The sequence below is a fragment of the Microbulbifer variabilis genome, from assembly GCF_023716485.1.
GTDB classification, from domain to species: Bacteria; Pseudomonadota; Gammaproteobacteria; order Pseudomonadales; family Cellvibrionaceae; genus Microbulbifer; species Microbulbifer variabilis_B.
In genome coordinates this window covers 2604311-2629644 of the sequence record NZ_CP092418.1, presented here as the reverse complement: position 1 = coordinate 2629644, position 25334 = coordinate 2604311, and the positions used below count along the sequence as shown (strand labels likewise).

Here is a 25334-nt window from a genome sequence, read left to right as displayed (position 1 = left end):
CTGGACTGTTGCTGGTGAAATTGTCGACTCCTTTGGTGTTAAGATGCTGTGAGTTGCCATTAGGAAACCGATCTTGTCCAGTACCGAACAGCATAAGCGCAAAAGCCAATTAACCCCTCGCCGCGAGCCGGTCCAAGCCCGTGCACGGGCTCGAGCCCGGCAGATACTCGATGTCACCGGGAGGCTCCTGGAAGAGGTCGGGCTCGATGATCTCACTACTATCCTAATTGCGCGGAAGCTCGATATTTCAGTGGGCTCCCTCTACCATTATTTCCCCAATAAACATGCGATTCTCTATGCTATGGGCGAGCAGTGGCTCGCTAGTATCAGTGAGGCCATGGCTGAGCTGGCAGAGCTCGATCTCGAGCATATGACACTTGGGAGTTTTATTGATGAGTTTGTTGGGCGCCTTCTAGCTGTGTACCGTGAGCAGCGAGGACTGCTGCCATTGGCCCAAGCTATGTGGGGAATTCCCGAGTTGCACGAGCTGGATAAGAGCCATGACGAGCTGGTGATCGGGCACCTGGTGGATATGTTCCATCGCTTGGGCTTTACCTGCCCGCCCAATGAAATGAATCGCTTGGGTCGGCTCACACTGGAAAGCTGCCATGCGCTATTGCTGGTGATGGTTAACCAAGCAGAGGTGCGTGCTTACCGTACCCGTGAAGATTTACAGCAAATGCTTTTCACTCTGTTGAACCTCAGAGGAAGCGATAATAGTCCCGAGGGGCTCAGTGATGTGGAGGCGCCCTGATGGCCATGCGTCCGGACAAACTGGTAATCGCGATTTCTTCTCGGGCACTGTTCGACTTGAATGATAGCCATAAGGTTTTCGAGGAGCTGGGCCTGCAAGCTTTCTCGCGCTATCAAGTAGAGCGGGAGAATGATGTTTTGCAGAAAGGAGATGCCTTCCACCTGGTAGAGAAATTTCTAAAAATCAACGAGCAGCTTGAGGGGGAGCCCAGGGTCGAGGTCATCCTGCTTTCCCGTAACAGTGCTGATACAGGACTTAGGGTGTTTAACTCAATTGAGCACTATGGTCTGGATATTACCCGGGCTGCCTTTTGCAATGGTGAAAGCCCCTATCGCTATATCGGTCCATTTGGCTGTAATTTGTTTCTCTCGACTGATGGCTTGGATGTTCGTCGCGCCCTGGATCAGGGGGTTGCTGCGGCAACTCTGGTGGCCGGAGGTAGTCGCGAACAGCGAGACGATGTTTTGCGCTTTGCCTTTGATGGTGATGCAGTAATCTTTTCTGATGAGGCTGAGCAGATTTTCAAGCGGGATGGGCTGGATGCCTTTACCCGTGCAGAGCGTGCCTCTGCACAGATGCCGCTGGGTGGGGGGCCTTTCAAGGGATTTCTTGAGGCTTTACAGACATTGCAGGCGGAATTTGGTTTAGAGAGCTGTCCAATACGCACCGCCCTGGTGACGGCAAGGTCTGCGCCAGCCCATGAGCGGGTAATACGCACGTTGCGTGCTTGGGACATCCGGGTAGATGAATCGGTATTTTTGGGGGGGCTTCCAAAGGGGGAGTTTCTGCGGGCATTCGGTGCTGATGTGTTCTTTGATGACCAGCCGGCGCACTGTGCCTCCGCAGCTGAGCATGTGGCTACAGGTCATGTGCCGCACGGAATTGCCAATATCGCAAATAGTGATGCCTGAGTATTTGAGCCCTTTCGGGGCCAATTAATGCTTGAAAGTCGATTGACACCCGCCGCTCTTCACTGGATATTCATCTGTCCGTTGGCCCCGGCTTCGATTGGCTGCTATTCTTTTCTCGCATAACTCAAGATGTTTTTTATAACTAACAATTTATATGTCAGAGTTGCACTCGTCCTGGGGCGGGGTGATTGATATTAAAGGGAGGACTTATGAAGCTGCAGCAGTTGCGATATATCTGGGAAGTGGCGCATCACGATCTCAACGTTTCTGCTACTGCGCAGAGCCTCTATACCTCCCAGCCGGGCATCAGCAAGCAGATTCGCCTACTGGAAGATGAGCTGGGGGTGGAAATCTTTGCCCGCAGCGGCAAGCACCTCACCAGGGTGACGCCAGCGGGGGAGGCGATCCTCAAGACCGCTGGCGAAATTATGCGCAAAGTGGAAAATATCAAGCAGGTTGCCCAGGAGTTCAGCAATGACAAGAAGGGCAGCTTGGCGGTTGCCACTACCCATACCCAGGCGCGGTATGCGCTGCCCCCGGTTATCAAGCTGTTTATTTCCCGTTACCCTGATGTATCGCTGCATATGCACCAGGGAACCCCCATGCAAATCTCGGAAATGGCAGCCGATGGTACTGCGGATTTCGCTATTGCTACCGAGGCACTAGAGCTTTTCAGTGATTTGGTGATGATGCCGGTTTATCGCTGGAATCGTTGTATTTTGGTGCCTAAAGATCATCCTCTCTGCCATGTCAGCAAGCTGAATCTTGAAGAGGTTGCAAAGTATCCAATCGTCACTTACGTGTTTGGCTTTACCGGCCGCTCAAAATTGGATGAGGCATTCCTGGAGAAAGGGCTTTCGCCTAAGGTCGTGTTTACCGCCGCGGATGCGGATGTTATTAAAACCTATGTGCGCCTGGGTCTCGGTATTGGCATAGTGGCGGATATGGCGGTGGATGGTGAGGATGAAGATTTAGTTGCCCTGGATGCCAGTGATTTGTTCGAGTCCAGTATTACCAAGATCGGCTTTCGCAAGGGAATATTCCTGCGAGGCTTTATGTATGATTTCATCCAACAGTTTGCTCCGCATCTCACCCGGGAATTGGTGGATCAAGCTGCGCATGCTACTTCCAGAGCTGAGGTAGATGCGCTATTTGCCGATACAGAGCTGCCGGTATATTAGTATTGCGGTGTAGCTGGCTGGCAGAGGCTAAGAGGCCTCTGCCTGTTGGATCAGGGGTTGTAAAACTTCCTTGGCAAATTTGAAGTAGACGGTATAGATCTCTGCTTCTTGCCCTTCACGCTCGACCACAAAGAATGGCGCTCGATCCACATTAAATTGCTGTGCAATTTGCATCCCGGCACTTTGCGGGTCGCTCACGTCAGCTATCAAGGTTTGATCGATAAATTTGAGTTGTTCGTTCACTTCCAGTTTTTCCTGCACATCCCGGCATTTGGCGCAGGGTGAGCCATCGGCGAGTACTTTTTTGACTAGTGTGATCTTCACAATAAATTCCTTGATCCAGTTAAGCGCTGAAATTGGCACTACTGGCATTGAATCTATCAGATGGCCTAATAACTTTGAAATATCAATCCTAGATAGTTCTATAACCAAAATGCTGTAGTAAGACTACAGAAAAGCCCGGCAGGCAGTGATTTTTGACGGGCTGGGTGATCAATTCAGGAATTGCTCTGCGGTTTCAAGAAGTAAGCGCACTTTGGCCAGGCACTCCTTGTACTCTGCTGTCGGGTCAGAGTCGGCGACTATGCCTCCACCGGCAGCACAGGTAATGCGCCCATTACTGGCGCTAAAGGTACGAATGGCGATGTTGGTATCGGCGCGGCCGCAGCTACTGATATAGCCGATGCTGCCGCAATAGATACCCCTGGGGCTGGCTTCCAGCTCGCGAATGACCTCCATAGAGCGGCGTTTGGGGGCACCGGTGATGGAGCCTCCGGGAAAACAGGCCGCTAACAGGTCGCTGTAAGCTGAGTCCTCATGCATCTCTCCTGTCACTACGCTGACCAAGTGGTGAACATTGGCAAAGCTAGCCAGCTGGAATAGCTCCGGCACCCTCACGCTGCCACTGCGGCATAACTTGCTGAAATCGTTGCGCAGCAAATCCACGATCATCAGGTTTTCTGCGCGATCTTTAGGGCTTCTCTGCAGGGTAAATGCCGCACGCTGGTCCTCTACCGGATCAGCTACTCTGGCGGCGGTGCCCTTGATGGGCTCGGTGCGCAAGCTACTGCCATCGGCACGAATAAAGCGCTCTGGCGATAGGCTCAGCAAGCTGCCCTGGGGCATTTCCATAAATGCTGAAAATGGCCCTGCCACGCGTCGACGCAATGCCAGGTAGGCACCAAAGAGATCGCCCTCGTAGGGGGCGCTGAAGCGTTGGGTAAAGTTTGCCTGGTAGACATCTCCCGCTGCGATATATTCGAGGATTCGCGCAATGCGCTCCTCATAGTCAGCAACACTGAGTTCGTGGGCAAATGGTGCTAAAAGGCGAAACCCCTCGGGATCCTGCTCTCGCTCCCAGTGCACCGATTTAAAACGATCGATTAGCTCTTGTACCTGCCTGGCTGGGCAGGCAGGATGAAAAACCAGATGGCAGGAGCCCAGCTGGTGATCTGCAATAAAAGCCCAGCTATAGAGCCCAAAAAAGCCTGCCGGTAGGTCCGTAGGTCGGGTATCCGCCGGCAAAAAGTTACCGCCGGTGCCCAGTTCATAACCGGCAAAACCGATGATTCCACCGCAAAATGGCAGTTGCGAGTCCCGCTCCTGAGGGCACAGCTCACGACTTAGGTCATCTACCCGAGTGAAAGGCTCGCTGCTATCTGCTGCCAGTTCCAGCGCGTTAAGAGGGTCGGCACTGATAATATCGTAGCGACCTCCGCTGCTGAGAGGCCGGCCGCTATCGAGCCATACCGGCACAGGTAGATCCGCAATTGCCTGGAAGGCTGCTGCAGAATTGAGTGAATAGGGCAGGGAGACTATTTGCATATCAAAACACGGCAGTCTGGAAGACGGCGCACACTACACACTTTGTCGCGGCGTGAAAAGGGCGCCTGGCTTTTTGGTCATCCCTTAGTCAATTCTTCGCTCGATGCCGGCCTGGGACATCAGGCGCGTAGCGAGCTCCTCCACGGATAGCTGGGTGGCATTGAGGAAGGGCACTTGCGCCCGCCTTAGCATCTGTTCGACTTGGCGCACCTCAAATTCGCACTGCCCTATAGAAGCGTAGCGGCTATTGGCGCGTCTTTCCTGTCGAATCTGCATCAAGCGTTTGGGATCTATGGTGAGACCGAAGAGTTTGCGCTGGAAGGGGCGCAGAATCTTGGGCAGGGTGGTGGAGTCCATATCCTCTTCGGTGATGGGATAGTTGGCCGCGCGCAGTCCAAATTGCAGGGCTAAATATAGGCAGGTGGGGGTTTTGCCGGAGCGGGAGACGCCGAGCAATATGACATCCGCTTGCTCAAATTCACTGATGCGGCGCCCGTCGTCGTTATCGATAGCAAAATGCACCGCATCAATGCGTTCGCTATAGCGGCGATTATCGGCAATGCCGTGGGAGACATTAACGGTCTGTGCAGGATCGCGCCCAAATAAATTGGCCAGAGGTGTCAGGTAATTCTCGAAGATATCCAGCATTAAAGCGGGGCTTTGGTGCAATTGATCGCGAATCTGGTCAGAAACGATGCTGGTAATAATGATGGGCTGCAGACCGGATTCCTGGGCAGCGCTCTCTATACGCTGGAGAGCCTGCTGGACCTTTTCGGTAGAGTCAATATAAGGCAGAGTCACCTGCTCGACATGCTGGTCCTGAAACTGTGCCAATAGGCTGTGGCCAATGCCCTCTACAGTGAGGCCGGTTCCATCGGAAATAAAAAAAGCGGTGCGTTTGTCTTTTGCCATGCTGCGTCTCTGTCTGTTGGCGGGACTTTTTAGTGGCCGCTAGTATAGGGGTGGTGGGCTTAAAGGTCTTATTTTCTGAGAGCTAAGCAAGCTTGTAGAAAATTTACAACATATTGACCGTTTTTCCTGGGCTATTTTTTACAAGACTCATCCTTATAATCAGCGCCCAACAAACCTGATTTCAGAGGGCCTTCACTTGACGAATTTCACCATCGACTTTGCAAAACTGGGAATGGATGATGTCGACAAAGTCGGCGGTAAAAACGCATCGCTCGGCGAGATGATTTCATCTCTGGCCGGCGCTGGTGTGAGTGTACCGGGCGGCTTTGCGACCACAGCGGAGGCTTTTCGGGCTTTCCTAGCCCATGAGCAGTTAGAGCAGCGTATCGCCGAGCGGCTGAAAGGACTCGATGTCGGTGATGTTACTGAGTTAGCCAAAGCCGGCGATGAAATTCGCAATTGGATCATACAGACCCCATTTCCTGCACAGCTGGAAAAAGAGATCCGCGATGGTTATGAAGCTTTGGGTGGTGGTGAGACAGCTGTTGCTGTGCGTTCCTCCGCGACTGCTGAAGATTTACCGGATGCTTCTTTCGCAGGCCAGCAGGAGACCTTCCTGAATATCCGTGGTATAGATGCGGTTCTGATTGCGGTTAAAGAAGTATTTGCCTCTCTCTATAACGACCGTGCCATCGCCTACCGTGTACATACAGGCTACGCGGATGTAGGTGTAGCTCTGTCGGCTGGTATTCAGCACATGGTGCGCAGTGAGACTGGCGCGGCCGGTGTAATGTTTACCTTGGATACTGAGAGTGGATTCCGTGATGTGATCTTTATCACTGCGGCCTTCGGTCTGGGTGAGACTGTTGTACAGGGTGCTGTGAATCCTGACGAGTTCTATCTCTACAAGCCGGCTTTGGATGCTGGGCGCCCAGCTATCCTACGTCGCAATCGCGGTAGTAAAGCCATCAAAATGGTTTACGACGAAAGCGGCGATTGCGGGCGCTCAGTAAAAACCGTTGAGGTTGCAGAAGAAGATCGCCAGCGTTTTGCTCTCAATGATGAAGAGCTGACCAGCCTGGCAATTCAGGCCCGTAAAATCGAAGAGCACTACGGTCGTCCGATGGATATCGAGTGGGCCAAAGACGGTGATACCGGTAAGCTATTTATCGTACAAGCGCGCCCGGAGACCGTACGCTCCCGCGATCAGGGTACCAGCATTGAGCGTTACAGCCTGCAGGAACGCGGTGAAGTACTGTGTGAGGGGCGCGCGATTGGTCAGCGTATCGGTGCAGGCCGCGTTCGCAAGCTGAAGTCCGTCCAAGATATGGCAGCTATGCAGGACGGTGAGGTCCTGGTGACCGATATGACCGACCCGGATTGGGAACCGGTGTTGAAAAAGGCGAGCGCAATTGTTACCAACCGCGGCGGCCGTACTTGTCACGCGGCGATTATTGCCCGTGAATTGGGGATTCCCGCAGTGGTTGGCTGTGGAAACGCCACCGAGTTATTGGAAGACGGTACTCCCGTCACCGTCTCTTGTGCCGAAGGCGATACCGGCTTCGTAATGTCCGGCGAGTTGGACTTCCAGCGTGAAGAAACTGAAGTTTCCGAAATGCCGGATCTGCCTTTCAAAATCATGCTCAATGTGGGCAATCCAGATCGCGCTTTTGCCTTTAGCCACTTGCCCAATCAGGGGGTTGGCCTGGCGCGCTTGGAATTTATCCTGAATCGCATGATTGGGATTCACCCGAAAGCCCTGCTTGAGCTGGATAGCCTCCCGGATGACTTGCAACAGAATATCCGCGAGCGCATAGGCGGTTACGCCTCCCCGGAAGACTTTATTGTTGAGAAACTGGTAGAAGGTATCGCTACCCTGGCCGCGGCCTTTGCACCTAATCGTGTAATCGTGCGTCTATCAGACTTTAAGTCCAACGAATACGCACACCTGGTTGGTGGCCAACTATACGAACCCAGCGAAGAGAACCCGATGCTCGGCTTCCGTGGTGCGGCTCGCTACCGCTCTGAAGATTTCCGCCAGTGTTTCGCCCTGGAATGTCGTGCACTGAAGAAAGTGCGTGACGAGATGGGGCTGACCAATGTGGAGATCATGGTACCCTTCGTGCGAACTCCGGAAGAGGCAGAAGAGGTTGTCGGTCTGCTCGCCGAGAACGGTCTGCGCCGCGGCGAGGCTGGTCTCAAGGTCATTATGATGTGCGAACTGCCATCCAATGCCCTGCTGGCAGAAGAGTTCCTGCAGCATTTTGATGGCTTCTCAATCGGTTCTAATGACTTGACCCAGCTTACCCTGGGTCTTGATCGGGATTCCGGTCTGGTGGCCGACCTGTTCGACGAGCGTAACCCGGCAGTGAAGGCTCTGCTGTCCCGCGCCATCCAGGCCTGCAAAAAAGCTGGTAAATATGTAGGCATCTGCGGTCAGGGACCTTCTGACCACAAAGACTTCGCCCGCTGGTTGATGGATGAGGGAATCGACAGTGTTTCCCTGAACCCGGATACCGCTGTAGATACCTGGCTATTCCTAGCTAACGAAGAAGCCTAATTTCCTTTCTAAGCGGCCCTTTTGGGCCGCTTTTCCTATCTAAGCGCCCCTCCAGCGACTGTGGTTTTTTTTTCCTAATTCATTGCGTGTTTGCCCAAAAATTAGACTTCTGTTGCCGCTTCTCTCGATAACTTCGGAATTTATCCTGCTATTTCTGTGTGAGATTTACGGATCACACGCTACCGAAAAAATTCAAAACTCTATGGCTTGCCTTCAGAGATAAGAATTCATTCTAAGGCTTACCACCAGCCTCAATAAAATCGGAAGAGTCCTGAGGCAGCGCGTAGATGGAAAACAGAGCGCAATTTGCTTTGGTGCTGATTCACCTGCAGGGGTAAATCCTCCGGTGTAGAAGTTTGAGTGGTATCGGTTGGGCTGTTTTCCTTTCCGCCCACTTTGGCAGAGCAGAGAAAGTTGTTGAGGTGAGCTATGCATACGAGCAGACAGTTACAGATCCCAATATTACATATTTTTCTGATGTTGTGTCTCTTGGCACTAATCGCCGTTCCCCCTGCAATGGCAAAGCCCCGCGGTGGTAACTGGTTTGATGATCGCGCTGCGGCTAGGGGAGGAGGCGCCTCAATCAGGATTGACTTGAGTGAACAGCGCGCTTACCTCTACAAAGGCGGTAAGTTGGTTGGGGTATCCAGAATTTCCTCCGGTAAGCGGGGTTATAGTACGCGGCCAGGACACTTCCGTGTATTGTCCAAGCACCCGCATCATCGCTCTTCGATCTACGGTAGTTATGTAGATAGGCGCACAGGACGGGTGGTGAGGTCCAATGTAAATACTCGTAAACATCGTCGCCCCGCCGGTACTGTGTATCGTGGTGCAAAAATGAATAACTATATTCGCTTCAACGGCGGGATCGGTCTGCATGCTTCTGGCCATGTGCCCAGACACCCTGCCTCGCATGGTTGTGTGCGTATGCCTCCGCACATGGCTAGAAAGTTTTATCGCCATGTACGTGTAGGTACTCCGGTGCGTGTTACGCACTAAAACCTGAAAACGATTTTGTAGCAGCGAAGCCTTGGCCGGGTATTATCTATAGGGATGATACCCGGTATTTATTTGTCAGCCTGCCACCAGAGTGACACTATCGCTATCATCATTTTTTACGGAATGATTGCGAGAGGGCTTATGCCAATTTCTACCCCCGATTTGTGTGATGACCACGGTGATGCAGTGCAAGTGGTTGAGCCGATGTTTATTAATTACGGAGGCCGTGAGAGCTTTGGCGGTCAAATCGTAACTATTAAGTGTTTTGAGGATAACTCGCTGGTGCGGGAGTTAGTGGCGGAACCGGGAAAAGGAAAGGTTCTGGTAGTCGATGCGGGTGGTTCAATGCGTCGCGCTTGTCTTGGCGATATGCTCGCCGATAAAGCGGTAGCCAATGGCTGGGAAGGCATAGTGATGTATGGCTGCATCCGCGATGTTGACCAGATTGGGGCGCTAGATTTAGGCGTTCAGGCCCTGGGTACACACCCAATGAAAACGGAGAAAAAAGGTATTGGCGAGCGGGATCTGGCAGTGACTTTTGGAGGGGTGACTTTTCGACCTGGAGAATATCTGTATGGAGATAACAACGGAATCATTGTTGCTCAAGAAGCACTAGTGTGAGCCCCACTTTTCAATTACGCAGCTTCCACAAAAGCTTGTAAATAAAAATGCCCGCTGGCAACTTTGTTGCCGCGGACATCGTTCATGAAGAGCTGCCTATCGATTGTGTAAATCTGAAACTGGATCCTTGGGCATGCGCAGAGACATCAGAAAATAAAGGATCTTATTCTTGTCTTCGTCACTCAGATTTTGGAAGTTTTCTGCGGCGTAGCCGGCATCACTTCCAGGATTATCGTGTAACAAGATGGCTTCTACCAAGGTGAGTGCGCGCCCATCGTGCATATAGGGCGCTGTGTCAGCAACTCCCCAAAGGCGTGCGGTGATAAATTCCCTGTTTTGCACCTCATCCTGGAAAAAGGCGGTTTCAGCTAGTGCTATGCCCATGTCATAGCGCTTGAGATCAGAGAACATTTCGACCTCAATTCCCGCTCCAAAAATGGATTTAAAAACTGTGGGGGGCTTACTTAGATCCACGTGATAGAAAGTATCTTCAAATGGGGCCTCCGGGGAGCCCGTTAGCTTAAAGGGCAAGGTCCTCCGCTCAGTGGTCATTACGGGACGATGGCAGTCGGCACAGCCAACCTCGTGGAACAATTTGCGACCCCGGTTATTTTTGCCGGATTCTATTTGGAAGGGGCGGTCCAGGGTGGCAATGAAAATACTGATCGCGGATAGATCACCGACAGAAATTTCGTTGGTCACGCCGTCATTGTCTTCGTCGGCTTCTGCCCCGCCAAACTTTTCTGTTGCCTGCATCCCCATGTGAAAAGAAAGGGCGTTCAAGGAGAATTCGCGGGCTGAGGCATTATCGCCTTTCCTGCCAAACGGGCGTACCACAAGGTCGGCATCGACGCCTTCCACATTGCTGGTGTCCAGGTTGCCATCCTCATCGACAAAAATACTGCCAAAATTAACGGATTTAGTATCCAGACTGACAACAGTTCCAGGGTTGTCTAAGGCGTATTGTTTGAGGCGCTGAAGGTCAGCGGTCATTTCTCTGGCGACTAGTTCAATCCCTCCAGAGCCAAATAAGAATAGGGGGTTGATTAGGCGGCCATCGTATTCCGCAGTCCCATCGAAGCTTTCGTCAATGACATCGATATTTACCGGACGCAGCATTGCGCTGGTACTAAAACCGCCACCGCCGCCAATACCCATGGTGGCCGGCACAGTTCTATTGCTGACGATACTGTGACATTCCAGGCAGTTCTGGGAGTCGAGTCCATTGACTCGCAGGAAGGTACCATTGCCCTGTAATGTCGGTCGGTTCCCGCCATCCGCGGAGTGGTTATCAGGCTGGGATTCATCGTGTGCACCATCCCCGTAGCCATCGTAGCGATTAAAGGGGGTGCTGAAAATGAGCATCCCGGCCTGGCGAATTTCATCCAGGCTCAGTTCACCTTCAACAATTTGTCCCTGGGTAATTCTGTCTTCCGGGGCCAGCCGGGGGCCTTCACCCACCAGATTGGCGAAGAGCAGGCTGGGGGTTAAAAGTCCGACACCGGCAAGCGAGTTCACAAGAGTCTGCTTCATACGAGCATCCTAATTCAATGCTTTCTATCAACTGATCCAGAGCTTCATTTGCGGCGTCCATTCCATCTCTCTAAATATAGGTAGTATTTCCCAGGAATATCGCGACAACTGGCGTTTCATACATCTTATTGATGTATAAATTTCAGGTTCTCTTGGGCGTCTAGTTACTAGGGGGCTCTCCCCGCACAAAATGTTGTGTCAGGAGTACTGAGTGAATACTTGTGAGTTTTCAATTTGGGAAGGGATCTTACTGAAACTCTTCAACCGCATTCGTTGCCTATCATTATTTTTTGAAATAGCACCATGGCTAGTGGTAATTGGCGGGGTAGTGCACCGCTAGGGATACTGCGGAAGGTAAAAATGAGCGAGTTGCGCAAGAAATTCTTTACCAAACCCCTATTGAACATCATAAAGAGGATTTTACCGCCAATATCTCAAACGGAACGGGAGGCAATGGAGGCTGGAGAAGTTTGGTGGGATGCTCAGCTTCTCTCCGGCAAACCGGACTGGAAGCAACTACTCGATATGGGACCGCCGGAGCTGAATGAGGAGGAACAGGCTTTTCTCGATGGGCCTGCCGAAGAGCTCTGCAAAATGATCAATGATTGGCAGATCAGCTTTGTTGATCACGATATCCCAGAGCATGTTTGGGAGTTTCTACGCAAAAATCGTTTCTTCGGCATCATCATTCCCAAAAAATATGGTGGTCTCGGCTTTTCCCCTACTGCGCATGCAGAAATAGTCACCAAAATTTCCACGCGGAGTAACACCGTCGGCGTCACTGTGATGGTGCCCAACTCCCTCGGGCCGGGAGAATTGCTGCTCGCTCATGGCACCCAGGAGCAAAAAGATTATTACTTGCCCCGGCTTGCCGATGGCACGGATATTCCCTGTTTTGGCCTCACCAGCCCTCAGGCGGGCTCCGATGCGGCATCCATGATTGACCGCGGAGAGGTCTGTTACGGTGATCATCAGGGGGAAAAGGTCTTGGGGATGCGTGTCAACTGGCACAAGCGGTATATCACCCTGGGGCCTATTGCCACGGTCTTGGGGCTCGCCTTTAAGTTGTACGACCCGGAGCATATTCTCGGCGATAAAGAGGAGCTGGGAATTACTGTGGCACTGGTCCCTACTGATACAGAAGGCGTGACTATTGGTCAACGCCATCTTCCGGCGATGCAGGCCTTCCAAAATGGTCCCAACTGGGGAAAAGATGTCTTTATCCCTATGGAGTGGATTATTGGTGGCCAGGAGAATGTCGGCAAAGGCTGGGAAATGTTGATGAGTGCCTTGGCTGCCGGGCGTGGCATCTCGCTTCCCTCGCTATCTACGGGCGGTGCCAAGATGGCGGCGAGGACCACTGGTGCTTATGCGCGTATCCGCGAGCAATTCAATATTCCTGTAGGGCGTTTTGAAGGGGTGCAAAGTCGGCTGGCGGAGATCGCCGCTATCGCTTTCGTGCTAGATAGCGCCCATAAGACAACCACCAGGGCATTGGATGATGGACTTAAGCCGGCGGTAATCACCGCAATTATGAAAGCCAGTGCAACAGGGGGGCTGCGCCAGGCTATTGATGACGCCATGGATATTCATGCCGGTAAAGCCATCATGGATGGCCCACTGAATTACCTGGGTAATGCCTACCGTGCGGTACCCGTGGCGATAACGGTAGAAGGGGCCAATTTATTGACCCGCAGCTTAATGATCTTTGGCCAGGGCGCTATTCGCTGCCACCCCTACATACTTGATGAAATGCTCGCTGCTGAAAATCCCGATGAAGAGGAGGGGCTGGAGCAACTGGATCATTTACTCCCCAAGCATATGTGGTTCCAATTCAAGACACTATTGCGAGGAGTATTTCATGGTTGGACCGTGGGGCTCTTTGCCAGCAGCCCTCGCAATGTTGGAGGCGCGGCCAAGTATTTTCGTCAGATCAATCGCTACTCGGCTGTGCTGACACTGGTGACAGAGGTCTCGCTGATCACCTTGGGCGGTGAGTTAAAAAGAAAAGAGCTGATATCCTCCCGGCTCGGCGATGTGCTCAGCCAGCTTTATCTGTTGAGCTGTACTCTTAAGCGTTTCTATGATGATGGCAATCCCAAAGATGATTTACCGTTGCTGGAATTCGCCATGCGCGATGGTTTGCATAAAATCGAAGTTCAGTTGTTGGAAGTTTTTCAGAATTTCCCGCGCCCATTTTTTGGACAGTTGATGCATTTTCTGACTATGCCCTGGGGGCATAGTATCCATACTGCTTCAGATCGACAGGCGCGAGCATGTGCCGAGTTGCTGTTGAGTCCCTCCAAAACCCGAGACCGTTTGACCCGTGGTGTTTTCCTTGGCAATCCTGGCGATGGAGTTGAAATTGTCGAGCAGGCCTTCAACAAGGTATGTGCCTCTGAGCGTGCACGAGAGAAGTTAAAAAAGGGGGGTATTCGCACCCTAAGTCGCGAGTCGGTGGAAGAGGGGTTGCAACGTAATCTCATTAGTGATGAAGAAGCGGATGCTCTTCGTGACGCAGCTGATGCAGTGGATAAGGCTATCCAGGTCGACCACTTTGATCATTTGGCCAGGGTGGTGGGAAAAATCCAATAGCCTTGTGAGAAAAGCCTGATTTCCATGGAAGTTTCTCCTGATAATGTTCCCCAGCGGTTTACCGGCGCCGAGGAGTGTATCGATGCTCTGTTACGCAGGGTCGGTAAAAAGATTGTGCTGGGGTTACCCCTCGGATTGGGAAAAGCCAATCACTTTGCCAATGCCCTTTACGCGCGTGCCGCTGCAGACCCTTCTATTTCTCTGACCATTTATACCGCCCTGACCCTTGAGCGACCCAGGGGGGACAGTGATATCACGCGCCGTTTTGTACAGCCTTTACTGGATCGCCTTTACAGTCACTACCAGGATCTTGGTTATGTGACGGCAAGGAGACAAGGGCAGCTTCCCAATAATATTGAGGTGATAGAGTTTTTTATGGAGCCCGGTGCTTTGCTGGGTAATCGCTATGCTCAGCAACATTATGTCAGCACTAATTATACCGAGGTGCCCGAAGATCTCTTGCGCAATGGGATCAATGTGATCGCGCAAATGGTGTCCCCCTCACCGGCGGGTGGCAAATACAGTTTGAGCTGTAATCCGGATCTGACCCTGCCACTTTTAAAGCTGGCCTCCGATCGCAAAGGGCAATCGCTTTTTTTACTGGGAGAGGTAAATCATCAATTACCTTATATGCCGGGCAGTAGTGAGCTTGCGGAAGGCGCTTTCGATTTTTTGTTAGAAGGTAACCAGTTCAATACTCCATTGTTTGCCGCTCCTGCAATGCCGGTGAGTTTTACCGAATATGCTATCGGTTTTCATATTGCCAGCCTGATCGCTGATGGTGGTACTTTACAAGTGGGTATCGGGGCGCTCGGCGATGCGGTGTGTCATGCCTTGCGCTTGCGTCACAAAGAGAATCCGCTCTTCACTCGCCTGCTGGATAAGTTAGCCGATTCAGAGTCATCCGCATACCGAAAAAACCTCCCCCTACAAAAGACGCCCTTTCAACAGGGACTATATGGTGCCAGTGAAATGGTTCCCCATGGCTTTTTACATCTGCGTAAGGCGGGGGTTTTAATCCGTGAAGTGTTTGCTGATGCGGCACTGCAGGAGTTGCTGGACTCGGATGCGATCACCCATACAGTGAACGAAGAGACTCTGCTCGCTCTGAAAAAGAGAGGGCGTATCCACTGCCCGTTAACCCCTGATGATACGGCGTTTTTGCAGCGTTTTGGTATTGTGGATCCAAGTTACAGTTGGCGCGGCCACAAGTTGTTAACACCCGATGGCGAAGAGGAGGAGTGTGACCTACACAGTGAGCACGGCCGTCGACGATTGATAGGCAGTTGTTTGAACAACAAACTTAAAGGCGGTATCTGGTTGCACGGTGGTTTTTACCTTGGCCCTGAGGTGATGTATCGAGAGTTACGGGATCTAGCCCCCATTGAGCGGGCCGGTATCGATATGACTTCTATCGATTTCACCAACGATCTGCGCGGCCAACAAATGCTGAAGCAAGTCCAGCGCAAACACGCACGTTTTGTAAATTCAGCCATGATGGTGACATTGGGCGGAGCCGTTATTTCCGATGCTTTAATGGATAATCAGGTAGTTAGTGGTGTTGGAGGGCAATACAATTTTGTTGCCCAGGCCTTTGCACTGCCTGGGGCCCGCTCCATTATTGCCCTGCCGAGCATACGCGTTCGCGACGGAATTTGTGAAAGTAATATTGTCTGGGAATACCCCCACACCACTATACCTCGGCACTTGCGGGATATTGTGGTAACTGAATACGGCGCGGTGGACCTGCGGGGTAAAACAGACCGGGACGTGATGGTTTCCATGCTCAGTATTTGCGATACACGATTTCAGGCAGTGTTGCTGGAACAGGCCAAATATGCAGGCAAAATCGAAAAGGACTTCACTATTCCGGCCGAGTTTAATCGAAATAGCCCGGAGCATATTGCCGAGGTCTTTTCCGATGAAAAGTCCCTCGCCATGTTGCCTTACTATCCGCTGGGTACGGACTTTACCGATGAAGAGGGATGGCTGGCTGTCGCACTTCAGCAGTTGAGAGCGGCTGACCGCAGCTGGTGGCGAATGCTGCTAACGGTGATCAAGGGGCGTAGAGTGTGGCGGGACAATTCTGATCAGTTCGCGTTTATCCATCGCTGTCTGGAGCGGATGGGTTGTGACCATTCGGATACCTATGAGCACCGCCTGGAGGCCTATGTTATTGCCGCCGCGCTGCATGAATATATTGACCCTCGCCGTCCCCTCTGTGGATAGAGGCCAGTTATTTTTTAATTATATGTGATTGATGTTGCTGGGCCTGAATAGCGGTAAGTGCAATGGTGTAGACAATATCGTCCACCAGGGCACCGCGGGAAAGATCATTCACCGGTTTGCGCAGCCCCTGCAACATAGGCCCAATACTGACTAAGTCCGCACTGCGTTGTACTGCTTTATATGTGGTGTTGCCGGTGTTTAAATCAGGGAAAATAAATACGGTGGCGCGGCCCGCGACTGGGCTCTGTGGCGCTTTCTGCTCAGCCACATTTTTTATCAGCGCCGCATCGTATTGCAGTGGTCCATCAATAATCAGCTTGGGCCTTCTCTGCTTGGCGATTTGTGTAGCTTCACGCACTTTGTCTACGTCTAAGCCGGTTCCTGAGGTGCCGGTGGAGTAACTGATCATTGCTACTCGGGGTTCTATCCCAAAGGCCGCTGCGGAGTCTGCCGACTGGATGGCGATCGCAGCCAATTGGTTGGCGTTGGGGTCCGGGTTGATGGCGCAGTCTCCGTATACCAGTACCTGCTCGGGTAGAAGCATAAAGAAAATTGAGGAGACAAGCTCTTCACCTGGAGCGCTCTTGATCAATTGCAGGGCGGGGCGGATGGTATTGGCGGTAGTGTGAATAGCGCCTGAAACCAGGCCATCCACTTGGTCTAGGGCCAGCATCATAGTGCCCAAAACGACATTGTCTTGCAGCTGTTCTTTCGCAACCACCTGAGTGAGGCCCTTATTTTTTCGAAGAGCTACCATGGGCTCTACATACTCTTCCCAGACATCTTCGGGCTTGATGATTTCTACTTTTTTACTGAGCCTGAGGCCCTGTTGCTCGGCGATTCGCTGGATAGATCCAGGTCTTCCCAGCAGTATCGGTTGTGCAATTCCCCGTTCTGCACAGGCCAGAGCTGCGCGTATAGTGCGGGGTTCTTCTCCCTCTGGAAGCACAATGCGTTTTAGTACCCGGCGGGCCATTTCTGTTAGGTGGTAGCGAAATGCTGGGGGTGACATCCGCCGCGGTCGTTGGGAAACCTGACTTAAGGATTGCACCCAGTTTTTATCCAAGTGGCTGGCAAAAAAATCCTGTACCCGGTTTACTCGCTCGCGGTCATCTGCGGGGGTGCGCAGGTTGAAGGTTTGTAACTCCATCACGGTATGCCAGGTGTTGGAGCTAACTAACATTACCGGCAGTCCAGTCTCCATGGCCGGTGTGCAAAGTTTGTGTACCCCGCGATCCAGTCGGTAGCCCCCGGTCAGCAGCATGCAGCCAATTTTTACACCGTTCATTGCTGCCAGGCTGGCTCCTACCATGACATCGGGCCTGTCAGCTGAAGTGACCAGTAGGGCACCTGAATTAAAGCGATGCAGCATATTGGCTAGGGATCGCGAGCAGAAGGTTACGCTGCGCAAACGGCGGCTCTCTAGTTCTCCGCGATTGATTAGTTGTGCATTGAAATGCCGGGCCAGATCCAGCGCCCGGGGGGCTAGCAGCTGCGCATTCCAGGGGATGGCGCCAACGATGCGTAGAGGAATTTTACGATACAGATCCTTTCGGTTGACAGCTTTGGTACAGGGCTCCTGTTGAGCGCCCACCGAGATAAAGTGGCCGCCAGGTGGGTCGGTTATGCGGGGAGGGGCATCCAGCTTATTGATAATGCAGCCTACCACCGGGTTGGATGGGCCCTCACCAAACGGTTGCATCGCATACTGCAGGCGCTCTGTAAGCTGGCGAATATCGCCTGTGTGCAGGCTGGCAACCAACACCACTTCCGCATCCAGGGTTTTTGCCATCTGGCAGTTCAATTGGTCAGAAAATTGATTCTGCCTTCCGGGTAAAAGTCCCTCCACGACTATTACATCCGCAGTTTGAACGCTGCTGCGGTAGCGGGCCAAAATTTTCTCCAGTAGCTCCGTGGTTCCACCTGCGGAGATCATAGTTTCAGCTTCTTGTGCGCTGATTGAACGGGGAATGTCCAGCTTGGTAGTCTGCCGCAATATCTCTGTGGTTCTCTCGATGGCGCCGTCGCGCGAAGGTGCTTCGCTGACAGGTTTGAAAAACTGGGTTTCTACGCGGTTGCGTTCAAGTGCTCGTATTAAGCCCAGGCTTACCGACGTAATACCCACACCCACATCCAGTGGAATCAGCATTAGGGCGCGCGCGTTGTGGGGCATGTTTATAGCGCCCTGTTCGCTAAGCGGATGGTATCTCGAGCAATAACCCAATCTTCACGGGTGGGTATCACAAGGATATCCGGTGTTCCGTCTTTCGATATCTGCCCTTCAGAACCGAAGCGAATGTCTTCATTGCGCTTATTGTCCAGCTGGTAGCCGAGCTGGCTGAGCCAACCTATCGTTTCTCGCCGCACCCAAGATGAGTTTTCGCCAATACCCCCGGTGAATACTAGCGAATCAACGCGCTTTAGTGGCACTGTGTAGGCTGCGATATATTTGGCCAGCCGATAACAAAATAGCTTCAATGCCAAGCTAGCACCGGCATGGCCTTTGCCCATAGCTTCTTCCAGTTCACGACAGTCATTGCTTAGCTCGGATATCCCCAGCAGGCCGCTGTTGCGATTCAATAACTGTTCGAGTTCCGCTAGGGAATAGTCCAGTGCCTCCCCCAAATGAAGTAATAAACCAGGGTCTAGGTCCCCACAGCGACTGCCCATTACCAGCCCTTCAAGAGGAGTCAGACCCATACTGGTATCCACGCTCTTTCCGTTTTTAATGGCGCACAGGGAAGCGCCATTTCCGAGGTGAGCGGAGATCACATTGATTTTGTCTGTGGGTGTTTTCAATATTTCGGCGCTGCGCTCACCGATATAGCGATGACTGCTGCCATGCATACCGTAGCGGCGCAGTTGGTGATCCCGATACAAACTGTAGGGCAGTGCATAGAGGTAGGCGTAATCCGGCAAACTCTGGTGGAAGGCGGTATCGAAGACCGCCACCTGCGGCAACTCTGGGAAAGCGAGCAGTGAGGCCTGTATACCTTGCAGGGCTGCAGGGTTGTGTAGTGGCGCCAGTTCACAGCAGGCTCTGATAGCTGATACCACGCTGTCATTGATCAGCGTGGAATCTGCGAACTGTTCGCCACCATGGACCACCCGATGCCCGATTGCCCGAAGCTGCTCGCGCAACGCTGACCAGGGGCCGTCGAATCGCTTTACCAACGCTCCGATAACACCTTCGTAGTCATCCCCAGGGGAGAGCTTCTGTGTTCCTTCTTTTTCATCGTGCTGCCAAGAGAGTGCTGCTGAGGATGATCCCAGGGCATCGGCTTGGCCTTTTAAGCGCTCCTCACCAGTTTCTGGGTTAATGATGGTGAACTTTAAAGAAGAGCTGCCGCAGTTGATGGTCAGTACAAGTCTTGGGCCAGACATAGGCGGTGCGCACCTTAGCGTGTATACCCTAAGGCTAGCTAATATGGCGCAAAAGTCTTTGAGAAAAGGCAATAAGATTGGGAGCAAAAAAAGGGCCGCGATTGCGGCCCAAGTTCAAAATGCAGAGATAAAAGCGCAGTTTGCATAACTGTTCTTCTTCGGCGGAATCATTGTCCTGATCAATTTGAACAGGAGAGAATCCCTGAAGAAAAAGGCGGCTTGCGCCGCCTTGAATCTACCTGAAAGGTATAAGAGCGTCTTAGCTGAACTGGTTCATGGTGTTGTCTTTACCAGAAGCTTTCAGTGCCGCTTCACCAGCAAAATACTCTTTGTGGTCGTCACCGATGTCGGAACCGGCCATATTCTGGTGCTTAACGCAGGCGATACCCTGACGGATTTCTTTACGCTGAACGCCTTTTACGTAGCCCAGCATGCCTTGCTCACCGAAGTACTCTTTGGCCAGGTTGTCGGTAGACAGGGCCGCAGTGTGGTAAGTCGGCAGGGTGATCAGGTGGTGGAAGATACCGGCTTCACGGGCAGCGTCGGCCTGGAAGGTACGGATCTTCTCATCTGCAGCTGCAGAAAGCTCGGAGTCGTCATACTCGGCGCTCATCAGGTTGGCGCGGTCGTAAGCGGATACGTCTTTGCCTTCTTCAGACCATGCATCGAATACCTGCTGGCGGAAGTTCAGGGTCCAGTTGAAGGATGGGCTGTTGTTGTAAACCAGCTTCGCATCGGGAACAACTTTGCGAATTTCGTCCATCATACCGCCGATCTGGCGAACGTGGGGCTTCTCGGTTTCGATCCAAATCAGATCGGCGCCGTTCTGCAGAGAGGTGATGCTGTCCAGGATGCAGCGGGCTTCACCGGTGCCTTTGCGGAACTGGAACAGGTTGGAAGCCAGGCGCTTAGGACGCAGCAGCTTACCTTCGCGGTTGATTACAACGTCACCATTGGCCAGATCAGAAGCTGCGATTTCTTCACAGTCCAGGAAAGCGTTGTACTGGTCGCCCAGGTCACCCGGCTCTTTGGTCACGGCGATCTGCTTGGTCAGGCCGGCACCCAGGGAGTCGGTACGGGCAACGATAACACCGTTGTCTACGCCCAGCTCCAGGAATGCGTAGCGAACTGCGCGGATCTTGGCCAGGAAGTCTTCGTGAGGAACGGTGACTTTACCGTCCTGGTGACCACACTGCTTCTCGTCGGAAACCTGGTTCTCGATCTGGATACAGCAAGCACCCGCCTCGATCATCTGCTTGGCCATCAGGTAAGTGGCTTCTGCGTTACCAAAACCGGCATCGATGTCGGCAATGATCGGCACAACGTGAGTTTTGTGGTTGTCGATCTTGTCTTGAACTGCTTTCTCGGCTTCTTTATTGCCGGCTTCGCGGGCGGCATCCAGCTCGCGGAACAGGTCGTTCAGCTCGCGGGCATCGGCCTGACGCAGGAAGGTGTAGAGTTCGTTGATCAGGTGCGCAACAGAGGTTTTCTCGTGCATAGACTGGTCGGGCAGAGGACCGAATTCACTGCGCAGAGCGGCGACCATCCAGCCGGACAGGTACAGGTAGCGACGGTCAGTATTGCCTTCGAAGTGCTTCTTAATAGAAATCATCTTCTGTTGGCCGATGAAACCGTGCCAGCAGCCCAGGGATTGGGTGTACTTGGAGCTGTCTTTGTCGTAGTTCTCCATGTCAGCGCGCATGATATTGGCGGTGTATTTGGCAATATCCAGGCCATTCTTGAACTTGTTCTGGGCGCGCATCCGGGCAACAGATTCGGGATTGATAGCATCCCAAGTGCCGCTTTTGCTGTCACGGAGCTTAGCTACCGCGTCGATGTCTTGAGTGTAAGTGGACATGACAGTGTTTCCTTAAAACGGTGACTGCGATTAGGTGTTGAGTATCTTAGGAGGAGTGGCATAATTTGCCTAATTTATTGATTTTATTTTCACTATCGATCTGGCAAATGTTGTATGCAACTGGAAAGAGCTGACCTGAACCTGCTGGTATACCTGGATGTGCTGCTGCGCGAGCGCAATGTGACACGAGCGGCCAACTATTTAGGGCTGTCCCAACCCGCAATGAGCAATGGCCTGAAACGCCTGCGCGAACTCTTTGACGACCCTCTGCTGGTACGCACTCGAGAGGGCATGATGCCCACAGAGCGTGCCCTTGAACTTCAGCCGATGGTTCGTGAGGCGCTATCCAGCATTGACCGTGTGATTCAGCCCAATAGGGATTTTGATCCCGCCAACACCCGGCGTACCTTTCGCATTATGGCCAGTGACTATGCTGAATCCACGTTGATACCGCCCCTGCTTAAGCAGCTGAGGGATGGTGCTCCAGGAATCAGCCTGGATATCATGACGCCCAGCGATGTGAGCTTTGTCGATGTGGAGCAGGGTAAGGTGGATATGGTAATTAACCGTTTCGATAGCATGCCCCAGAGCTTCCACCAAGCCACCGTATGGCGCGACAGTTTCTCTTGCATGATGCGAGCGGATAACCCAATTCTCGAAGACTACAATCTGCAGAGTTACTTAAAGGCTCAGCATATATGGGTGAGCAAGACCGGCATGGGTGTGGGGGTAGGAGTAAACCCAGAGGATGTGCAACGCTTGGGCTGGGTAGATGAGGCTATTGGTAAATTGGGGGAAAAGCGGGATATCTCGGTTTTCACACGCCACTACCAAGTGGCTATGCTGTTGGCCGAGCAGAGTGACCTGATTGTCACTGTGCCCACCCGTCTGGCACAGCTTGCCAGCGACAATCCCAGAGTCGTGCGCAGGGATCCGCCGTTGGATATCCCTCCTCTTGAGCTAAAAATGGCTTGGAGCCCACTTTTACAGCAGAGCGCACCGCACCGATGGTTACGGCGCCTGATCCTGGATATTGGTCGGGCTCTATGAGTGACCCCTTAGTAAGGAATCATGCGCCCTGCGGGTGAATATACAGTTCTCTTGGCAGTGAATCATGCGTCATCCATTTTCATAAAAATTTGATCTATGAATAGTGGAAATTGTGTCTATAAATTAGCGGTATGCTGAAATGGCTGTTTAGAATGCCGTAATTCCAACAATCAGTGAGAGGCCCAGGGTATGACGGAACGAGTCCAAATCGGTGATCTACAAATCGCACCAGAGCTTTACAACCTGGTCTGCGAGGAGGTGATTCCAGGAACCGGGGTCGATGCCGATAAGTTCTGGGCTGGACTCGATGCGATCGTCCGCGACCTGGCGCCAGTCAATCGCTCCCTGCTGGAAAAACGCGATGAGCTACAGGAAACCCTGGACCGCTGGTACACCGAAAATCCGCAGGGCTTCCTTGATCTGGAAGGCTACCAGACCTTTCTGAAAGAAATTGGCTACTTGGTGGATGAGCCCGCTGAGTTCAGTGCTTCCACTGAGAATGTGGATGAGGAGATCGCCACTCTCGCCGGTCCTCAGCTGGTGGTTCCGGTGATGAACGCCCGCTATGCACTGAATGCCGCAAATGCCCGCTGGGGCAGCCTTTACGATGCCCTCTACGGCACTGATGTGATCAGCGAAGAAGGTGGAGCGGAAAAGGGCAGTGAGTACAATCCGGTGCGCGGAGCCAAAGTGATTGAATATGCGCGCAGCTTCCTAGATCAGTCTGCTCCATTAACCTGCGGCAGTCATAAAGAAGCCGTGCAATATCGTATCAACGGCTCTCTGCTGGAAGTTGTCCAAGCCAATGGCGATATAGCCACCTTGAAAGACGGCACTCAGTTTGCCGGTTACCGCGGTGACAGCGAGGAACCCTCGAGTATTTTGCTCAAGCAGCACGGCCTGCACTTTGAAATTCAGGTGGATCGTGAAAGCCCTATCGGTAAAACCGATGACGCGGGTATTAAAGACGTCCTTATGGAATCTGCATTGACCACCATTATGGACTGTGAGGACTCCGTAGCGGCAGTCGATGCGGAAGACAAGGTTGTGGTTTACCGCAACTGGCTCGGCCTGATGAGAGGTGACCTCAAGGAAACCATCAATAAAGGCGGCAAGACTTTTGAGCGCAAATTAAATGTCGACCGTGAATATATTACACCGAATGGTAATCAGCTAACCCTGCCGGGTCGCAGTTTGATGTTTGTGCGCAATGTTGGCCATCTCATGACTAACGATGCTGTTTTATATGGTGACGGCCAGGAAATTCCGGAAGGTATTCTCGACGGAATGATTACCAGCCTGATCGCTCTACATGATCTACGCGGCAATAACGAGATCAAGAACTCTCGTGAAGGAAGCATCTACATCGTAAAGCCGAAGATGCATGGCCCGGAAGAGGTGGCTTTTGCCAACACGTTGTTTAATCGTATTGAGGATGCCCTCGGCCTACCGCGCCACACGGTGAAAATGGGTATTATGGATGAGGAGCGGCGTACCACGGTAAACCTCAAAGCCTGTATTGCCGAAGCCAAAGAGCGCGTGGTCTTTATCAACACCGGCTTCCTGGATCGCACAGGAGATGAAATTCATACCTCTATGCTTGCCGGCCCCATGATTCGCAAGGGAGATATGAAGCAGTCCACTTGGATCAACGCCTACGAAGAGTGGAATGTGGATGTGGGTCTCAATAGCGGTCTCAAGGGTAGGGCGCAGATTGGTAAAGGTATGTGGCCGATTCCAGATCAGATGTCAGCGATGATGCACGCCAAGCTCGCGCATCCAATGGCTGGTGCGAATACTGCTTGGGTACCATCGCCCACGGCGGCAACTTTACATGCACTGCATTACCACAAGGTCGATGTGAACCGTCGACAGGAAGAGATTCAGCACCGCCATCACGCCAAGCTGGAAGATATTCTCACCGTACCGGTGGCCAAAGACACTAATTGGAGTACTAAAGAGATTCAATTGGAGTTGGATAACAATGCTCAGGGCATTCTTGGCTATGTGGTGCGCTGGGTTGAGCAGGGGGTAGGTTGCTCCAAGGTGCCGGATATTAATGATGTCGGTCTGATGGAAGATCGCGCCACCTTGCGAATTTCTTCACAGCATATTGCCAACTGGCTCAAGCATGACATTGTCAGCGAGAAGCAAGTGCGCGAAACTATGGAGCGTATGGCTGCAGTTGTGGACCGCCAAAATGCCGGTGATGCCAATTACAACAATATGGCTCCAGATTTCGATAGAAGTGTTGCCTTCCAGGCCGCTTGTGAGCTCGTATTTGAAGGTTGTGTACAACCAAACGGCTACACTGAGCCGGTTCTGCATCGTCGCAGGCGTGAGTTTAAGGCTTTGAATGGTTGATTTCTGAGCTGGATTGTTTCTAAAGGCCCCTCAAGGGGCCTTTTTTATTGGGGGTGTGGAGTATCATTTAGCATGCCTTACAGTGGATAGGAATTAATATTCCGATAGAGGTCCGTACCTGAAGGTGATAAGTGATATGGCTTTGCTGTTAACCAGTAAGGCATGGAGAGTGTTGTCATAGTGCCCTCCTCCTATTTAGTCACTCTGGCTGTGCAAAGTGCCGCCCTACTAGCCGCCGCAACTACTCGAATTGATAGGTTGTTGGCGCCACTGGGTCAGTCGTCCTAGCTGTATGTATCATTTAATTTCGGCCGCTTACAGAGGGAGTAAAGTATGGCCCATTTCCCTCATTCTTTGACTTAGCAGGTATTCAATTTTCAAAGTGTATGGTTATGACACGATGGCGCGTAATCAAGTGAAGTAAATGTTAAGTAGGCAAATGATGGGCTGATTGCTTTAGGGTGCTTTTCTAACCGATCCTGATTTTATTAAGCGGTTAAAGAAAGGTATACCGCTCAATAAATTTGATAATACAATTTTGCTGGGAGGAATGAAAAAG

General features: G+C 52.2%; 17 protein-coding genes. 10 read left to right on the top strand and 7 right to left on the bottom strand.

What is annotated here, in order from left to right:
- Positions 1–73 precede the first annotated feature (73 nt).
- The 3 genes from MJO52_RS11565 to cysB all read left to right on the top strand — a co-directional run bounded on the left by MJO52_RS11565 (position 74) and on the right by cysB (position 2846).
- Positions 74–754 carry a TetR/AcrR family transcriptional regulator gene (locus MJO52_RS11565; protein WP_252081818.1) on the top strand — a complete coding sequence of 227 codons (681 nt, stop codon included), beginning with the start codon at positions 74–76 and terminating at the stop codon, positions 752–754.
- The gene (locus MJO52_RS11560; protein ID WP_252081817.1) at positions 754–1665 is read left to right on the top strand and encodes a 5'-nucleotidase; all 912 of its coding nucleotides are present in this window, start codon (positions 754–756) and stop codon (positions 1663–1665) included. The genes MJO52_RS11565 and MJO52_RS11560 overlap by 1 nt, the downstream gene beginning before the upstream one ends.
- Before the next feature lie 209 nt (positions 1666–1874).
- A complete protein-coding gene (gene cysB, locus MJO52_RS11555) occupies positions 1875–2846 on the top strand; it encodes an HTH-type transcriptional regulator CysB (RefSeq protein ID WP_252081816.1) in 972 nt (323 codons plus the stop codon).
- 27 nt (positions 2847–2873) lie between these two features.
- Here cysB and MJO52_RS11550 read toward each other — a convergent pair whose 3' ends face one another.
- The 3 genes from MJO52_RS11550 to ppsR form a co-directional block, all read right to left on the bottom strand.
- Positions 2874–3170, bottom strand: a complete 297-nt coding sequence (locus MJO52_RS11550; protein WP_252081815.1) for a hypothetical protein — start codon at positions 3168–3170, stop codon at positions 2874–2876.
- A gap of 168 nt (positions 3171–3338) precedes the next feature.
- Entirely contained in the window at positions 3339–4670 is a 1332-nt protein-coding gene (pabB, locus tag MJO52_RS11545; protein WP_252081814.1) for an aminodeoxychorismate synthase component I, read from the bottom strand.
- 84 nt (positions 4671–4754) lie between these two features.
- Positions 4755–5582: a posphoenolpyruvate synthetase regulatory kinase/phosphorylase PpsR gene (ppsR, locus tag MJO52_RS11540; RefSeq protein ID WP_252081813.1), complete on the bottom strand. Its 828-nt coding sequence runs from the start codon at positions 5580–5582 to the stop codon at positions 4755–4757.
- Positions 5583–5778: 196 nt separating this feature from the next.
- Between ppsR and ppsA the strand changes: the two genes are divergently transcribed.
- The 3 genes from ppsA to rraA all read left to right on the top strand — a co-directional run bounded on the left by ppsA (position 5779) and on the right by rraA (position 9762).
- On the top strand, positions 5779–8142 hold the full coding sequence (gene ppsA, locus MJO52_RS11535) for a phosphoenolpyruvate synthase (RefSeq protein WP_252081812.1): 2364 nt from the start codon (positions 5779–5781) through the stop codon (positions 8140–8142).
- A 429-nt stretch (positions 8143–8571) separates the two neighbouring features.
- Positions 8572–9141 carry a L,D-transpeptidase gene (locus MJO52_RS11530; RefSeq protein WP_252081811.1) on the top strand — a complete coding sequence of 190 codons (570 nt, stop codon included), beginning with the start codon at positions 8572–8574 and terminating at the stop codon, positions 9139–9141.
- A gap of 141 nt (positions 9142–9282) precedes the next feature.
- Positions 9283–9762, top strand: coding sequence for a ribonuclease E activity regulator RraA (gene rraA, locus MJO52_RS11525; protein ID WP_252081810.1), 480 nt, complete (start codon positions 9283–9285; stop codon positions 9760–9762).
- A 96-nt stretch (positions 9763–9858) separates the two neighbouring features.
- Here the strand turns inward: rraA and MJO52_RS11520 are convergent, their stop codons facing one another.
- The gene (locus MJO52_RS11520) at positions 9859–11295 is read right to left on the bottom strand and encodes a di-heme oxidoredictase family protein (protein ID WP_252081809.1); all 1437 of its coding nucleotides are present in this window, start codon (positions 11293–11295) and stop codon (positions 9859–9861) included.
- A gap of 360 nt (positions 11296–11655) precedes the next feature.
- On the opposite strand from MJO52_RS11520, the gene MJO52_RS11515 reads away from it, so the two are divergent.
- A complete protein-coding gene (locus MJO52_RS11515) occupies positions 11656–13890 on the top strand; it encodes an acyl-CoA dehydrogenase (RefSeq protein WP_252081808.1) in 2235 nt (744 codons plus the stop codon).
- A 24-nt stretch (positions 13891–13914) separates the two neighbouring features.
- On the top strand, positions 13915–16119 hold the full coding sequence (locus MJO52_RS11510) for an acetyl-CoA hydrolase/transferase C-terminal domain-containing protein (RefSeq protein ID WP_252081807.1): 2205 nt from the start codon (positions 13915–13917) through the stop codon (positions 16117–16119).
- Between the two features lie 7 nt (positions 16120–16126).
- Here MJO52_RS11510 and pta read toward each other — a convergent pair whose 3' ends face one another.
- From pta to MJO52_RS11495, 3 genes are all read right to left on the bottom strand, one after another.
- Positions 16127–18292 (bottom strand): phosphate acetyltransferase, encoded by a 2166-nt coding sequence (gene pta / locus MJO52_RS11505; RefSeq protein ID WP_252081806.1) that lies wholly within the window; start codon positions 18290–18292, stop codon positions 16127–16129.
- Positions 18293–18294: 2 nt separating this feature from the next.
- Positions 18295–19503: an acetate kinase gene (locus MJO52_RS11500; RefSeq protein WP_252081805.1), complete on the bottom strand. Its 1209-nt coding sequence runs from the start codon at positions 19501–19503 to the stop codon at positions 18295–18297.
- A gap of 259 nt (positions 19504–19762) precedes the next feature.
- Positions 19763–21361 (bottom strand): isocitrate lyase, encoded by a 1599-nt coding sequence (locus MJO52_RS11495; protein WP_252081804.1) that lies wholly within the window; start codon positions 21359–21361, stop codon positions 19763–19765.
- 114 nt (positions 21362–21475) lie between these two features.
- Between MJO52_RS11495 and MJO52_RS11490 the strand changes: the two genes are divergently transcribed.
- Both MJO52_RS11490 and MJO52_RS11485 read left to right on the top strand, forming a co-directional pair.
- Complete coding sequence (locus MJO52_RS11490; protein WP_252081803.1) at positions 21476–22411, top strand: LysR family transcriptional regulator; 936 nt, start codon at positions 21476–21478, stop codon at positions 22409–22411.
- A 189-nt stretch (positions 22412–22600) separates the two neighbouring features.
- Positions 22601–24775, top strand: coding sequence for a malate synthase G (locus MJO52_RS11485; RefSeq protein ID WP_252081802.1), 2175 nt, complete (start codon positions 22601–22603; stop codon positions 24773–24775).
- Positions 24776–25334: the final 559 nt, after the last annotated feature.